At 61.1% G+C, this 13203-nt stretch carries 18 protein-coding genes and 1 tRNA gene; 14 read left to right on the forward strand and 5 right to left on the reverse strand.

What is annotated here, in order from left to right:
- Positions 1 to 72 precede the first annotated feature (72 nt).
- Positions 73 to 414 (reverse strand): FmdB family zinc ribbon protein, encoded by a 342-nt coding sequence (locus QMK32_RS09305; RefSeq protein WP_283474495.1) that lies wholly within the window; start codon positions 412 to 414, stop codon positions 73 to 75.
- A gap of 172 nt (positions 415 to 586) precedes the next feature.
- On the reverse strand, positions 587 to 1156 hold the full coding sequence (locus tag QMK32_RS09310) for a 5-formyltetrahydrofolate cyclo-ligase (protein ID WP_502943565.1): 570 nt from the start codon (positions 1154 to 1156) through the stop codon (positions 587 to 589).
- Between the two features lie 119 nt (positions 1157 to 1275).
- On the opposite strand from QMK32_RS09310, the gene QMK32_RS09315 reads away from it, so the two are divergent.
- From QMK32_RS09315 to QMK32_RS09355, 9 genes are all read left to right on the forward strand, one after another.
- Positions 1276 to 2238 carry a UTP--glucose-1-phosphate uridylyltransferase gene (locus QMK32_RS09315; RefSeq protein WP_084348073.1) on the forward strand — a complete coding sequence of 321 codons (963 nt, stop codon included), beginning with the start codon at positions 1276 to 1278 and terminating at the stop codon, positions 2236 to 2238.
- 31 nt (positions 2239 to 2269) lie between these two features.
- Entirely contained in the window at positions 2270 to 3529 is a 1260-nt protein-coding gene (gene glp, locus QMK32_RS09320) for a molybdotransferase-like divisome protein Glp (RefSeq protein ID WP_283474498.1), read from the forward strand.
- A 52-nt stretch (positions 3530 to 3581) separates the two neighbouring features.
- Complete coding sequence (locus QMK32_RS09325; RefSeq protein WP_283474499.1) at positions 3582 to 4229, forward strand: GNAT family N-acetyltransferase; 648 nt, start codon at positions 3582 to 3584, stop codon at positions 4227 to 4229.
- A 150-nt stretch (positions 4230 to 4379) separates the two neighbouring features.
- A complete protein-coding gene (gene sepX, locus QMK32_RS09330) occupies positions 4380 to 5171 on the forward strand; it encodes a divisome protein SepX/GlpR (RefSeq protein WP_283474500.1) in 792 nt (263 codons plus the stop codon).
- A gap of 59 nt (positions 5172 to 5230) precedes the next feature.
- Positions 5231 to 5303: transfer RNA gene (locus QMK32_RS09335), tRNA-Ala, on the forward strand.
- A gap of 272 nt (positions 5304 to 5575) precedes the next feature.
- Positions 5576 to 6031, forward strand: coding sequence for a GyrI-like domain-containing protein (locus tag QMK32_RS09340; protein WP_269301014.1), 456 nt, complete (start codon positions 5576 to 5578; stop codon positions 6029 to 6031).
- Positions 6028 to 6462, forward strand: a complete 435-nt coding sequence (locus tag QMK32_RS09345; protein WP_283474503.1) for an effector binding domain-containing protein — start codon at positions 6028 to 6030, stop codon at positions 6460 to 6462. The genes QMK32_RS09340 and QMK32_RS09345 overlap by 4 nt, the downstream gene beginning before the upstream one ends.
- A gap of 179 nt (positions 6463 to 6641) precedes the next feature.
- Positions 6642 to 7307 carry a ScbR family autoregulator-binding transcription factor gene (locus QMK32_RS09350; protein ID WP_283474505.1) on the forward strand — a complete coding sequence of 222 codons (666 nt, stop codon included), beginning with the start codon at positions 6642 to 6644 and terminating at the stop codon, positions 7305 to 7307.
- 55 nt (positions 7308 to 7362) lie between these two features.
- A complete protein-coding gene (locus QMK32_RS09355; protein WP_283474506.1) occupies positions 7363 to 7533 on the forward strand; it encodes a hypothetical protein in 171 nt (56 codons plus the stop codon).
- Between the two features lie 9 nt (positions 7534 to 7542).
- Here QMK32_RS09355 and QMK32_RS09360 read toward each other — a convergent pair whose 3' ends face one another.
- Both QMK32_RS09360 and QMK32_RS09365 read right to left on the reverse strand, forming a co-directional pair.
- The gene (locus QMK32_RS09360) at positions 7543 to 8253 is read right to left on the reverse strand and encodes a ferredoxin reductase (RefSeq protein WP_283474508.1); all 711 of its coding nucleotides are present in this window, start codon (positions 8251 to 8253) and stop codon (positions 7543 to 7545) included.
- 7 nt (positions 8254 to 8260) lie between these two features.
- Positions 8261 to 8860 carry a sulfite oxidase-like oxidoreductase gene (locus tag QMK32_RS09365; protein WP_283474509.1) on the reverse strand — a complete coding sequence of 200 codons (600 nt, stop codon included), beginning with the start codon at positions 8858 to 8860 and terminating at the stop codon, positions 8261 to 8263.
- Positions 8861 to 9014: 154 nt separating this feature from the next.
- Here QMK32_RS09365 and QMK32_RS09370 point away from each other — a divergent pair, with 154 nt between their 5' ends.
- Together QMK32_RS09370 and arcA are read left to right on the forward strand one after the other, a co-directional pair.
- A complete protein-coding gene (locus QMK32_RS09370; RefSeq protein WP_283474510.1) occupies positions 9015 to 9860 on the forward strand; it encodes an SDR family oxidoreductase in 846 nt (281 codons plus the stop codon).
- Positions 9861 to 9914: 54 nt separating this feature from the next.
- The gene (arcA, locus tag QMK32_RS09375) at positions 9915 to 11150 is read left to right on the forward strand and encodes an arginine deiminase (protein ID WP_283474511.1); all 1236 of its coding nucleotides are present in this window, start codon (positions 9915 to 9917) and stop codon (positions 11148 to 11150) included.
- A 33-nt stretch (positions 11151 to 11183) separates the two neighbouring features.
- On the opposite strand, the gene arsC is transcribed toward arcA, so the two are convergent.
- Positions 11184 to 11531, reverse strand: a complete 348-nt coding sequence (arsC, locus tag QMK32_RS09380; protein WP_283474512.1) for an arsenate reductase (glutaredoxin) — start codon at positions 11529 to 11531, stop codon at positions 11184 to 11186.
- Between the two features lie 36 nt (positions 11532 to 11567).
- Here arsC and QMK32_RS09385 point away from each other — a divergent pair, with 36 nt between their 5' ends.
- From QMK32_RS09385 to QMK32_RS09395, 3 genes are read left to right on the forward strand one after another with little or no spacing between them, the layout of a single operon-like run.
- Positions 11568 to 12224: an NAD(P)H-binding protein gene (locus QMK32_RS09385; RefSeq protein WP_283474513.1), complete on the forward strand. Its 657-nt coding sequence runs from the start codon at positions 11568 to 11570 to the stop codon at positions 12222 to 12224.
- A gap of 40 nt (positions 12225 to 12264) precedes the next feature.
- A complete protein-coding gene (locus tag QMK32_RS09390) occupies positions 12265 to 12624 on the forward strand; it encodes a GntR family transcriptional regulator (protein WP_269301006.1) in 360 nt (119 codons plus the stop codon).
- A 59-nt stretch (positions 12625 to 12683) separates the two neighbouring features.
- Positions 12684 to 13121, forward strand: a complete 438-nt coding sequence (locus QMK32_RS09395) for a DoxX family protein (RefSeq protein WP_283474516.1) — start codon at positions 12684 to 12686, stop codon at positions 13119 to 13121.
- Positions 13122 to 13203 lie beyond the last annotated feature (82 nt).

The following is a 13203-nucleotide window of genomic DNA, read 5'->3' on the forward strand; positions in this document are numbered from 1 at the left end:
GGACTGTCTGCATCAGCAGTCGAAACAGGCCCCGGCTGTGGATAACGCCGAGGCCTGTGGATAAACGAGAAACTACGAGGTTGCTGCTGCTTTCGACGGTGTCGAAGAGGATGCGCTCGTCTTCGCGGACGTGCTGCTCGAGCTGGACTCCTTGGCTTTCGCATCGGTCTTCGCCGGTGCGGAATCGCTCTTGTCGCTCTTCGATTCGCCGGCGCTTTCGCTGGCTGTGCTGGCGCCGCTACGACTGTCGGTCCGGTAGAACCCGGTTCCCTTGAACACGATTCCGACCGAGTTGAATAGTTTCCGCAACTTGCCGCTGCACTTCGGGCACACGGTCAGTGAGTCCTCGCTGAACGACTGCACAATGTCGAACCGGTTCTCGCACTCGGTGCAGGCGTATGAATAGGTGGGCATCGATGTTCCTCCGCGCTGGTCCACTGGTCAACTGCTCGACTGGTCACCATGGAGATTTCGCCATTGCTCGGTCGAGACCACTGGTGTGCCGAAAAAACTGCTGGAACTTCTCCGAGAAGGAGAGAGCATTAGCACTCTACAGTCATGACTGCCAACGCTGCCATTCAGGCGGCTATTCCCGACTCAAGGCAATGAGGCCGCCGGACGGGGTGAGGGCATGGGAGGCGCGACGATCATGCGGTTCCTCGGGGAGTTCGTCTACCAACTCCGAGTCGCGAACTACCGCTATGACCGGGGTTCCGACAGGGACCAGATCGAGTGTTCGATCATAGAAGCCGGCACCCCGACCCAACCTGACTCCGCGTAGATCTACGGCCAACGCGGGCACGAACACCACATCGCACGTCGCGACTCGCGCGGGAGGCAACAGTGGTCCGGTCGGTTCGTACAGGCCGTATTGCGCGGCCTTCAGATTTTCGCGCCCTGTGTACTCTGCCCACTGCAACGGCCCTGGTTCCCGAGCTACCGGAACCAATACAACCGGTGATCGAAGACGAAGCGCGTCCAGCATGTCGAGGGACCCCGGCTCGCTTCCCACCGGGATATACGCCGCAACAGTGGACGCGCCACGCGCCGATTCGGCTGCGGCATGACAGAGTTTCAGCGACTCGTCTTCACGGGTCATCGCGGTCGAGTTACGACGAGATGCGAGGACGCGTAAGCGCCACTCCTTTTTGGAGATCGGTTTCACCGCATTACCAGCAGCATCGTCTCTAGCAGCATGGGTCGAGCTTAGGCACCTCGGGAACAGTCGGCAGGCGCGGAGCGAGATCCGCGGTGACCATGGATAAGGTGGGCAGCATGACAGAAGCCGCAGCAGACGCTCCGACAACGCATGTCGGGCATCAAGGGCACTTTCGGACAGCGATCGTTCCGGCCGCCGGCATGGGGACACGCTTTTTGCCTGCCACCAAAACCGTTCCCAAGGAACTGCTTCCGGTCGTAGACACACCAGGAATCGAACTCGTTGCAGGTGAAGCGGCCGACTCCGGCGCCGAGCGTCTCGTTATCGTCACCTCGCCCGGTAAGGACGGCGTCGTCGCGCACTTCGTCGAGGATCTCGTTCTCGAGACGAAGCTCGAGAAGAGCGGCAAGTTGAAGATGCTTGCGAAGGTCCGCGTCGCTCCCTCGCTTCTCGATGTCCAATCTGTCGTGCAGTCCGAGCCTCTCGGGCTCGGTCACGCCGTCGCATGTGCCGAAGAAGTACTCGACGACGACGAAGACGCCGTGGCAGTCCTGCTGCCCGACGACCTCGTTCTTCCCCGAGGTGTACTCGACGTGATGTCCCGGGTGCGTGCAAAGCGCGGCGGCACCGTGCTGTGTGCCTTCGAAGTACCCGAAGAAGATGTCTCCTCCTACGGAGTCTTCTCCGTCGAAACCGTGCCCGACGCGGTGAACCCGAATGTCCTCAAGGTCACCGGCATGGTCGAGAAGCCCAAGCGTGAAGATGCGCCGTCACTGTTCGCTGCGGCAGGCCGCTATCTGCTCGATCGGGCGATTTTCGACGCCTTGCGGCGCATCGAGCCGGGTGCTGGTGGCGAGATTCAGCTCACCGACGCCATCGCGCTGTTGATCGACGAGGGTCATCCGGTCCACGTCGTCGTACATCGCGGTTCCCGACACGACCTCGGAAATCCCGGGGGATACCTACGCGCTGCGGTTGACTTTGCACTCGAACGCGATGATTACGGTCCGTCTTTGCGTGAATGGCTGACCGAACGTCTGAGTGACGATTGGGCGCCGCAACTCACCACGTATGAATAGGCCCGGAGTACAGAGATAGAGAAGGGGCCAGATGCGCTCGGTTGAAGATCAGCAGACCAGAGTGACCGCTGCGGCGGTCGCTCCACGGCCTGTCCGAGTAGCGATCTCGGAAGCGCAGGGCTTGTTGTGCGCCGAGGAAGTGGTCACCGAGCGACCCCTGCCGGGTTTCGACCAAGCAGCCATCGACGGTTATGCCGTGCGCAGCGTCGATGTCGCCTCCGCTGGAACCGACTTGCGCAACGAGGACGACGAACGCATCGAGTTGACGCTGCCTGTGGTCGGGGAGGTCACCGCCGGCTCGAGGCAACCAATTCGGCTGCAACCGCGGCAGGCTGTGCGGGTGGACACCGGTGCACCGCTCCCGACGCTCGCCGACGCAGTACTCCCGCTGGACCGCACCGATGCGGGACGGGCGCGAGTGCAGGTATATCGACCGGTGCGCTCGGGCGACTACGTCCGCAAGATCGGGGACGACGTACAGCCGGGTGACGTTGCGGTGCGGGCAGGAACCATCATCGGCGCAGCCCAGGTCGGTCTGCTCGCTGCCGTGGGGCGTGACAAGGTACTGGTCCATCCGCGACCACGCCTGTCGGTTATTTCCGTCGGCGGAGAACTCGTCGACACCGACCGCACCCCGGGACCCGGCCAGGTCTACGACGTCAACTCCTATGCGCTTGCGGCCGCGGCACGTGACGCCGGCGCAGACGTCAACCGCGTCGGAATTGTCAGCGGTGACCCCAAACGGTTACGTGAAGTTGTCGAAGGCCAACTCATTCGCTCCGAGATCGTCGTCATTGCCGGTGCAGTCGGTGGCGGCGCCTCCGACAGTGTCCGGGAGGCACTGTCGGACCTCGGTGATCTCGAAGTCGAACGTGTTGCGATGCATCCGGGTTCGGTGCAGGGTTTCGGGCAACTGGGCCGCGACGAGGTACCGACCTTCTTACTTCCCGCCAACCCGGTCAGTGCACTCGTGGTGTTCGAAATCATGGTTCGGCCGTTGATTCGCATCGCACTCGGTCGTCGCCAGCCGATGCGTCGCACAGTGACTGCGCGAACGGTCGCACCGATCACCTCTATCGAGGACCGCAAAGGCTTTCTGCGCGGTCAGCTGATGCGTGACGAAGGCTCCGGTGAATACCTCGTACAGGCGCTCGGTGGAGCTCCTGGATCTTCTTCGCACCTGCTCGCCACGCTCGCCGAGGCCAACTGTCTCGTGGTAATCGAGCCGAATGTCACCGAAATCAGAACGGGCGAAGAAGTCGACGTAGCTTTCCTCGCCCAGAGGGGGTAACGACTCCGCGGCAATGGTGCAGCGGCCCCGCCCAAGGCGCTAATGTCGACAGATGCCGCGCACGTGGTCGAGCCACCCAGGTTGGCCGGCGAAACTGGGACCTCTGACTGTTGCCGGGGGTAATGTCACTCTCCGCCCTGTGAAGCTTCGGGATGCGGGTGCCTGGAGTCGGCTCCGACTCCGTGATCGCGACCATCTGGAGCCATGGGAACCGACAGGCGAGGGTTCGTGGGCCGCACGACACCACATCTCGTCATGGCCCGCCTTGTGCTCCGGGCTCAAGTCCGAAGCTCGTAAGGGCCACATGCTGCCGATGGTCATCGAGGTCGACGGTGAATTCTGTGGACAAATGACGGTCGGCAACATCATTCGTGGTGCGCTTAAATCTGCATGGATCGGGTATTGGGTGGCCAAGGACGTCAATGGTCGCGGCGTTGCCACGGCAGCGTTGGCCATAGGTCTCGATCATTGTTTCGGTCCGTTGGGACTCCACCGCGTCGAAGCAACAGTGCGACCGGAGAACCTTCCGAGCCAAGCTGTACTACGCAACGTCGGGTTCCGTGAAGAAGGACTCCTGAGGGACTACCTCGACGTCGATGGGCGCTGGCGCGATCACCTCCTGGTGGCGCTGACTTCCAACGAGGTTCAGGGCACCGTCGCGGACCGGTTGGTGCGCACCGGACGGGCGGCCTGGGCCTAGAACTCGGACGTGTCCACTCGTGACAGATGTGACTGGAGTTACGTGTGTGTAATCTGGGTCGGCGCGTCGTCGAGGTTCGGCAGCAACTTCCGCATAGCCTGAGGACGTCATAGATGTCGGACCCAACAGGCATGAGAGGAGAACGCTGATATGCCCAACTCGATCATCTGGATCGGTCTTGTCGCAATCTGGTTGTTCGTCCTGCTGCCGATGATGATGAGCAAGCGCCCACGCATCATGCAGACATCCGACGTCGCCCTCGCGACCCGAGTCCTGTACCGCGGTGGAACCACTAGGCCCCAACGGGGACCTGCCGCCGGACACGCAAGCGACCCCGACTGGCGACCCGAGTACGACGAGCGCACATCGGCACCCGCCGGCGTCGTCTTCGGACGTAACGCACCGAGCACCGACGCGGAGGACCCGATGGACACTCACGCAGAGACCGAAGAAATCGACACGGACGACGCCGAACGTGCCTACGTTCCGAGCCGTCGAGGACGCGGCGGCTTCGACGCCGAAGCTGATGCGATTGCAAGCGCCGCTCGGTACTCCTTCCGGCAGCGCGCAGTACTCGGGTTGATCTTCGCCGTCATCGCGACCGGTGCGCTCGCGGTAATCATGACGCCGATGTTGTGGTGGGCGTGCGCCCTTTCGGTCGCAGCCCTCGCTGGATACCTCTACTACCTGCGTCGGCAGGTCCAGATCGAGCAGGAGATCCGACGGCGGCGCATGACCCGAGCAGGTCGCTCACGTCTCGGTGTGGAATCACGCACCGACGAAGAGCTCCGGCTCGTTCCACAGCGACTGCGTCGGCCCGGTGCCGTAGTGCTCGAAATCGATGACGAAGACCCGGAGTTCGAGCATCTCGATCACTACGACGAGCCATTTCAGCAGTCGGCGCGCGAGAGTCATGGCGTCCGGCAGGCGTCCGGGGCCTGACGTTCCACGGCTTCCGATCCTTTTGATAGGGTTGCGCAGCAGTGAGAAACGCTGCACCAGGGGCTGTGGCGCAGTTGGTAGCGCGTCTCGTTCGCATCGAGAAGGTCAGGGGTTCGATTCCCCTCAGCTCCACCCTTGAAACCGCAGGTCAGGCCCCATTCCGAGCTTCTCGGGTGGGGCCCTTTTTTTGTTTTGGGCACAATGTGGGCACCGGACTGCGGAGTCTTCGGTCTGCGCTCGCGGTGCTGGCTTCGAGTGACAGGTGAGCGTCGTGTGAACAAAGAGGTCTCCGACCGGTAGTCTTGCTGACAAGTTGAGATCAGAGTCAGTGGGCGACGTACCGGGAAACGTCAGCCCGGCCCAGCAGTCTCGAACGTGCGCACTGAGAGCTATCTGGAGAATGAATGACTTTCGAGATTGTCGACCTCGAGGAAACGTGGGTCGCCGGTCTTCCTGTTCGTAGCCCCAAGCGGGCGTTGGGCAGGTTGAACGATCCGGCGCTCAATCGTGCGTGGTCATCGGTCCTGAAACAGGAAATTTCCGGTCCGCTCGCGTCCATCTATACAGACTTCGCACCCGGTATAGGTTCTTACAATACGCAAATAGTCGGTTATCGCTGCACTTCTTTGAGTCAAGTTACCCGGGGGCATCTGGTGGCCAGGGTGCCGCGTACCAAGTACGCGAAGTTCTCGGCGGTGGGCCATTTCCCCGACGTCATGACACGGTTGTGGAAACAGATCGATCACGCCGAAGAGCAGGGTGAGATCAAGCGATTGTTCACCGGCGATTACGAGTGTTACCCGCATGCATACAAAATCGATTTGTACTTGCCGCTGGATTCTGCAGGGCGGTCGGCATGACGTACAGCGTGACCGCGCGCAGGGCAGAGTTGTTCGGTGGGTTGGTAGCCCCACTTTCCGTTCCGAGCTCCGAATCCAGTGGTAGTGAGCTGTTTCGCTTTCTGCGAGAACGCATTCGAGACAGATCGGCCGACCCTATTGCAGTCAGTACGATCTTCGTTCCAGACGAGCTCGGGGACTACAACGCGGTGATCGGTTTACCGTATGAGTCACCGAGTGATGTGCCTGTCGGGGACGTGTTCTTGCAAGTCCCGAGCGGAATATTCGCAAGGTTCGTGCCGAGCGGTAATCTTCGCGACCCTATCGACGATGTCTGGGCCCAGGTCGATGAGGCAACTGAATCCGGAACGCTATTTCGGGCATATAAAGAAGATGTCGAAGTCGTTACACAGTCCGGCGAAGTGGAACTCTTTATCTCGGTTGTTATCTGATTCCGTGAGGTGTTCGCCGCATTGGGTCGCCTTAAATCACATTATGGACTTAGTTGTGGTTAGTATTACCCTGCGAGATACGGGTTCAGTGAGTTCGAGACTACGGATTCCTGTGACTCGGATGTCCACGCTGAACAGCGTAGGTGTCATGGTAGGCAACTGGGCAGGGGTGAACGATCATGGTTAGGCAACTGAGAGCGGAAGCAACACGCGCGGCCGCACTTCGTGCAGCAGCGGATCTTTTTCTCGACGTCGGGCACGCGAATGCGACACTGAGCCAGGTGTCCGCGCAATCAGGCGTCACGAAGGGCGCCTTGTACTTCCACTTCGCCTCGAAGGAAGAGCTTGCCCGCGCCATTGTCGACGAAGGTCACGAGCGTGTATCGACTGCGTGCGCAGGTTTGGTCGACAGTCGATCGCCTGCCCTGGAGTCGGTCATCGGCATTTCGTACTCCGTGCTGGAGTTGGCGGCTTCCGATCCTCTGGTCCGCGTGATGTATCGGTTGCAGATGGAGATCGACGGGTCCGAAACCGCAAGGGGCAGTGTTTTTTGCACCTGGGGAAACATTTTCGAGCATCTCTTCGATCGTGCGATCGAACACGATGACGTCGCCGATCACCTCGACTCCGGAAACGCTTCGCTTCTCGTATGCGAGATGCTCGCGGGTGTCTTGATGGTGTCCGAGGCTCAGTCCGCGCTGGAGAGTGCACCGTCCCGTATGGAGAAGGTGTGGAACACCGTGCTTCCTTCACTCGTTCCGCCGAACAAGCTCGGCTACTTCCGCGAGTTCGCCGCGCGCAGTCTCTCGAGCTTCGTGCCGTCCGAGGAATTCTCCAACGCGTAGAGCTCACGTCTGAGCAGGCTTGCTAAGGGTCGACGCCGAGCGGACACTGTGTGATATGAACCACACAACGAGTTATCGCGTAATGTCCGACACCGAGCTCCGAAAAGCAATCGGTACTCTGCAGAGTCGCGCCGACGACGCACGTCGGCGCGGAGCGGAAGCAGATGCCGAGCGAATCGAGCAGACGGTGAACGAGTATCGCGACGAGATGTCGCAGCGCTTGTAAGCCACCGGTTCAGGTCGTACCGAACCGCTCCGTCCGGATCCGGTACGGCGCATGACCTATTTCTACGAGCATGTCGGCAGCCGACTCCACGAAACCGGTAGGACCGCAGACAAAGCAGTCCGGCGAGGAGTCAGGCTCCCACCCGCCCGATTCCAGGTCCTGCGCAGTCAGTCGGCCCACCCGGCCGTCGTGTTCTGGCGGCGCCTTGCGGGTGAAGCGGTAGCCGACGTCGATGCCCTCCGGCAGCGAGCGGAGCTCTCGGGCGTAGATCAAGTCGGCCGGGGATCTGACCGAATATATCAACAGGAACGGGATCTTCCTCGCGCTGCGACTGCGGGCCCGCATCATCGCCATCAGCGGCACGATGCCGGACCCTCCTGCCAACAGCAGGACCGGCGACTGGCGGGCCTCGTTCCAGACGAACCAGCCGCCGATCGGCCCGCGAATCTCGATCTGCTCGCCTACTTCAAGCGTGGACGTCAGGTAGGGCGATACCTCGCCGTCGGCGACGGACTGAACCGTCAACGCAATTCGGTCACCATCACTCGGTTGGGCGAGAGAATAACTTCGTTGTGCGCTGTACCCGTCCTCGGCGGTGAGACGCACGTCGATGTGCTGACCTGGCTGGTGGCCGGGCCAGCCGTCGACGTCGTAGATCAATGTGCAGGCAGTGCTCGTTTCGAAAATTTTCTCGACAAGTGTCGCCACAAGCCACTTCATGGTGTGCTCAATCTCCCTGATATCGCTGTTCCTGCCACGGGTCGCCATAGTCGTGATAACCGTTGCGCTCCCAGAAACCCGGTTCGTCCCGCATGAGTAGCGTCAACTTCTCGATCCATTTCGCGGACTTCCAGAAGTACAGGTGCGGCACCAGGAGTCGAGCTGGGCCTCCGTGTTCGGGAGGCAACGGCTTACCGTCGAATGTGTATGCAAGCCAAGCTTTTCCGCCGCGCAGATCGGACAGGGGGAGATTGGTGGTGTAACCGTCGTGGCTGTGCGCCATGACGTGCGTGGCCTGCGTTTCGATACCGTCGAGAAGCGTGTCGAGCGAGACTCCGCGCCAACGAGTGTCGAGTTTCGACCACTTGGTGACACAGTGGATATCCACTGTCGGCTTCTCTTCCGGCAGCGCACGCATCTGCTGCCAACTCCACTGATGCTTCGAACCCATCTCGGTGGAGATGGTGAATTGCCACCGGTCCGTGTCCACCCTGGGCGTCGGACCGACGGACAGGACGGGAAAATCATCGACCAGATACTGACCTGGTGGGGTGCGGCCGTCGTTGCCTCGACGCTTTCCGTGGAATCCTCGGGACACCAGTGCCATGGTCATCTCCTCGTCTTGTCTGCTCTGGCAGTGTCCTCCGCCTTTGCTTCCTGTGACAACTCGGTGTTCCCCGTGACCACTCGGTCGACGCGTAGGGTGCGGTCAGGAATGCACAGCAGGACGCCGCCGAGAGTGTGGGAGAAGAGACACCGACATGGGCATCACCGATTTACGCGGTAAGAAGACGTTCATCACCGGGGCAGGGAGCGGGATCGGCCGTGCGACAGCACTCGCGGCCGGTGCTGCAGGTGCGGAACTCGTACTCACCGACATCAACGACGTAAGTCTGAAGGGTACCGTCGACGCCGTCCGGGCCGCAGGTGGAAAGGTTTCTCGCTCCAAAGCATTCGATATTTCGGTGTACGAAGATGTGACGGCATTTGCAGACGAAGTCCACGCAGAAGGCGGCAGTCTCGACATCGTCATGAACGTCGCTGGAATTGCTGCTTGGGGAACAGTGGAGAATCTCGAGCATCGGCACTGGAAGTCCATGATCGATGTAAATCTGATGGGGCCGATCCATGTCATCGAGAACTTCCTGCCGCCGATGGTGAAAGCCGGCCGGGGTGGACACCTGGTGAACGTCTCTTCGGCCGCCGGGCTGATCCCCTTGCCGTGGCATGCCGCTTACAGCGCGAGCAAATACGGTCTGCGCGGCGCATCCGAAGTGCTCCGATACGACCTGAAGCGGCACGGCATCGGGGTGAGTCTCGTCGTGCCAGGTGGAGTCAAGACAGGCCTGGTCGACACCGTGGACATCGCGGGGGTCGACCGTGACGATCCGCGAGTGCAGAAGCTGCAACATCGGTTCGAGGCACGTGCCGTCGAACCGGAGAAGGTCGCCGACGCGATCCTGGCGGGCATTGTGAAGAATCGCTATCTGGTTTACTCGTCCAACGACATTCGGTTCGCCTACTGGTGGGCACGCAAGTTCGCACCACCGTACGAGTTCGTGCTGCAGAAGGCCAACGATCAGTTCAGCAAGCTGCTTCGGAAGTAGTTCGTCGGTTCGGTGAATGGCCCAAGGTTGCGCACAGCGCATTACGGTTGAGTGATGACTGCAGAACTCGGCGCTGATTCCGAGGTCGGAACATTACGTACGGTGATGCTTCACCGCCCGGGCGACGAACTGCGACGTCTCACACCCCGCAACAGCGATCAGCTGCTGTTCGACGGCATTCCGTGGGTCGATCGAGCGCAGGAGGAGCACGACGCGTTCGCGGAACTGCTGCGAGGCCGCGACGTCGAAGTGCTGTTGTTGTCGACGTTGCTCACCGAGGCGATGACGGTGAGCGGAGCAGCGCGGATGCAGGGTATTTCGGCGGCGGTGAACGAGCGGCGTCTCGGACGTGCGTTGGCGCACGATCTTTCCGCACATCTGCGAGGTGTCCCTGCCGCGGAGTTGGCGCAGATCCTCATGGCAGGCATGACGTTCGACGAGCTTCTGGAAGCGGAGAGTGGTGACCCCGAACTCAGTGGTGCGTCATTGGTTCGTCGGATGCACCACGGAGCGGATTTCATCATCGACCCGCTGCCGAATCTGCTGTTCACGCGTGACTCGTCGTTCTGGATCGGTAATCGCGTCGCGATCACGTCCCTGGCGTTGCCAGCTCGTCTGCGCGAGACGACCTTGACCGATCTGATCTATGCGTTCCATCCGAGGTTCCTCGGTATTCGGCGCGCCTACGAATCGCGGACGGCTCCGGTCGAAGGAGGCGATGTGCTGTTGCTCGCCCCGGGTGTGGTGGCCGTCGGGGTAGGGGAGCGCACCACGCCTGCCGGTGCAGAAGCATTGGCTCGCAGCCTGATCGAGGATGACTTGGCGCACACAGTGTTGGTTGTTCCTATCGCGCAGGAGCGTGCGTCCATGCATCTGGACACTGTGTGCACGATGGTCGACGTCGATGCCGTCGTGATGTATCCGGCCATTCAGGACACGCTGTCGGCGTACACGATTCGTCGAGAAGACGCCGGCGTTTCCATCCGCGGTGCTGATCCGTTTCTGGAGGCTGCAGCTGCAGCGATGGGAATCGGCAAGCTCCGAGTCATCGATACCGGACTCGACCACGTCACCGCCGAACGCGAGCAGTGGGACGACGGGAACAACACCCTCGCCCTTGCCCCCGGTGTCGTCGTTGCTTATGAACGCAATGTCGAGACCAACGCCAGGCTGGAGGCGTCAGGCATCGAGGTACTGCGGATCAGCGGTTCGGAACTGGGCTCCGGACGTGGCGGGCCGCGGTGCATGTCGTGCCCCGTGGCACGGGATTCGGTCGAGCACCCTGCCTGAGTGCTGTCCCCGGCACCCGAGAGGCACGGCGCATCACAAAACTTCGCGGACCTTCTCCGCTGGTCGCGCCAGCACCGTTCCCTGATCCGTCACCACGATCGGTCGCTCGATGAGAATGGGGTGCTCGACCATCGCCGCGATGAGTTCGTCCTCGGAGGCGTGAGCCAAGTCGAGTTCTTTGTAGACCGGCTCCTGCTTGCGGATTGCTTGCGACGCAGAAAGGCCGGCGTCGTCGAGAAGCTTGCGGAGACCGTCCTTCGTCGGCGGTGTGTCCAGGTATTTCACGATCGTCGGTTCCAGCCCGGATTCTTCGATGATCTTCAAAGCAGTCCGAGAGGTGTTGCAGCGAGGGTTGTGGTAAATAGTCGCAGTAGAAGCCATGTTTGTTGATTCTGCCACCAGGGTAGGCGACTGGACATGACGGATCTAAGAGTGGTTATCGCTGGAGGTCACGGAAAAATCGCGCAGCACCTGATCCAGGTGCTCACTGCGCATGGCGACCGCGCGGTCGCATTGATTCGCAACCCCGAACACGAGAGTGCGGTGGATGCACTGGGTGCACTTCCCGTAGTGCTCGATCTGGAAACTGCGACAGTCGACGAGGTAGCCGAAGTTCTCGCCGGCGCCGACGCGGCCGTGTTCGCTGCCGGATCGGGTGGGTCGGGAGGGGCCGCGAGAAAGGATTCGGTGGACCGAGCAGCTTCGGTGCTGCTGGCCGACGCCGCAGAGAAGGCCGGAGTCAAGCGATTCGTGCAGATCAGTTCCTTCGGTGCAGGTGAGCCGGTAGCCGAAGACGCCGAGGACAGCTGGAAGGCGTACATGGCAGCCAAGACGGCGGCCGAAGAGGATTTGAAGGCCAGAACGAAACTCGACTGGACCATCCTTCGTCCCGGCGGATTGACCGACGAGGACGCGACGGCGCATATTGCCTTGTCGGAGCCGCCACTCGAGCGAGGAACGGTGCCGCGCGGCGACGTTGCAAAGGTGATTGCGGCATTGATAGAAACGCCGTCGACGATCGGGAAGACACTGATGTTGACTTCGGGTGGGGTACGCCTGGAAGATGCCCTCTGACTGTCCTGGTTCTGCAGGCGCACGAGAGCAAAGGGTCCATATGCGAGTGCACCTCGATCCAGCATCCAAAACCCCGTTGTACGAGCAGCTCCGCGTTGGAGTTCTCGATCTGGTGCGAAGCGGAGAATTGATCGCAGAGACGAAGATTCCTACGGTCCGAGGACTGGCTGCGGAGCTTTCGATAGCGCCGCACACAGTGGCGAAGGCCTACCGTGAACTCGAGCATCAGGGAGTCATCGAGGCTCGTGGTCGGCTCGGTACTTTCATTGCGTCCGGAGGTGATCCCACCGAAGACAGTGCCGCCCGGGCAGCGATGACGTATGTGGCAGAGCTTCGGGCATTGGGGTTGTCAGACGCCCGAGTGCGAGATCTCGTCGATGTGGCTCTCGCATCGAGTTGACGCTTCAACCTTGTCGTGTCAAAGTTGCCGTGTCTCGCTGCCGCCCCGAAGGAACTGATATGAACTCGAACATCTTCCGTGACGTCGCAATGCTGATGGCCCGAATCGGTATCGGCATCATCTTCATCGCCCACGGTTGGCAAAAACTCAACACCAACGGTCTCGACGCCACCAAGGCAGGCTTCGACGGAATGGGCGTCCCGCTACCCGGGATATCCGCCTACTTCGCAATTTTCGTCGAGCTCATCGGCGGAGTCGCACTCGTCCTCGGTATCTTCACTCCGATCGTCGGCATCCTGCTCTTCGTCGACATGCTGGGTGCATTCTTGTTCGTGCACTACGACATGGGGGTCTTCGTCGGCGAGGGCGGCTACGAACTGGTGGTAGCGCTCGGAGTCGGATCCCTACTGTTGGCGGCCGTAGGTGCCGGACGATTCAGCCTCGACGGGGTCTCCGGAGGCAGGACGAGCTTGACGAGAATGCGCAAACGCCGCTAGCGCGTGTCTCCTGGATGGCGATCGGGGCCAAACGTTTGCTGGAGATTCATGGACCTTCGATATCGGCGACGAGTCCTGATCG

The organism is Rhodococcus sp. H29-C3 (genome assembly GCF_030063405.1).
Lineage (GTDB): Bacteria > Actinomycetota > Actinomycetes > Mycobacteriales > Mycobacteriaceae > Rhodococcoides.

What these genes read in the sequence shown, in the direction of transcription:
- arcA (WP_283474511.1), top strand. Translation starts at nt 9,915, where the DNA reads ATGACTGCAGAACTCGGCGCTGATTCCGAGGTCGGAACATTACGTACG.
- glp (WP_283474498.1), top strand. Translation starts at nt 2,270, where the DNA reads ATGCGCTCGGTTGAAGATCAGCAGACCAGAGTGACCGCTGCGGCGGTC.
- arsC (WP_283474512.1), bottom strand. Translation starts at nt 11,531, where the DNA reads ATGGCTTCTACTGCGACTATTTACCACAACCCTCGCTGCAACACCTCT.
- sepX (WP_283474500.1), top strand. Translation starts at nt 4,380, where the DNA reads ATGCCCAACTCGATCATCTGGATCGGTCTTGTCGCAATCTGGTTGTTC.
- QMK32_RS09385 (WP_283474513.1), top strand. Translation starts at nt 11,568, where the DNA reads ATGACGGATCTAAGAGTGGTTATCGCTGGAGGTCACGGAAAAATCGCG.
- QMK32_RS09355 (WP_283474506.1), top strand. Translation starts at nt 7,363, where the DNA reads ATGAACCACACAACGAGTTATCGCGTAATGTCCGACACCGAGCTCCGA.
- QMK32_RS09325 (WP_283474499.1), top strand. Translation starts at nt 3,582, where the DNA reads ATGCCGCGCACGTGGTCGAGCCACCCAGGTTGGCCGGCGAAACTGGGA.
- QMK32_RS09350 (WP_283474505.1), top strand. Translation starts at nt 6,642, where the DNA reads ATGGTTAGGCAACTGAGAGCGGAAGCAACACGCGCGGCCGCACTTCGT.
- QMK32_RS09305 (WP_283474495.1), bottom strand. Translation starts at nt 414, where the DNA reads ATGCCCACCTATTCATACGCCTGCACCGAGTGCGAGAACCGGTTCGAC.
- QMK32_RS09340 (WP_269301014.1), top strand. Translation starts at nt 5,576, where the DNA reads ATGACTTTCGAGATTGTCGACCTCGAGGAAACGTGGGTCGCCGGTCTT.
- QMK32_RS09370 (WP_283474510.1), top strand. Translation starts at nt 9,015, where the DNA reads ATGGGCATCACCGATTTACGCGGTAAGAAGACGTTCATCACCGGGGCA.
- QMK32_RS09360 (WP_283474508.1), bottom strand. Translation starts at nt 8,253, where the DNA reads ATGAAGTGGCTTGTGGCGACACTTGTCGAGAAAATTTTCGAAACGAGC.
- QMK32_RS09390 (WP_269301006.1), top strand. Translation starts at nt 12,265, where the DNA reads ATGCGAGTGCACCTCGATCCAGCATCCAAAACCCCGTTGTACGAGCAG.
- QMK32_RS09315 (WP_084348073.1), top strand. Translation starts at nt 1,276, where the DNA reads ATGACAGAAGCCGCAGCAGACGCTCCGACAACGCATGTCGGGCATCAA.
- QMK32_RS09395 (WP_283474516.1), top strand. Translation starts at nt 12,684, where the DNA reads ATGAACTCGAACATCTTCCGTGACGTCGCAATGCTGATGGCCCGAATC.
- QMK32_RS09345 (WP_283474503.1), top strand. Translation starts at nt 6,028, where the DNA reads ATGACGTACAGCGTGACCGCGCGCAGGGCAGAGTTGTTCGGTGGGTTG.
- QMK32_RS09365 (WP_283474509.1), bottom strand. Translation starts at nt 8,860, where the DNA reads ATGGCACTGGTGTCCCGAGGATTCCACGGAAAGCGTCGAGGCAACGAC.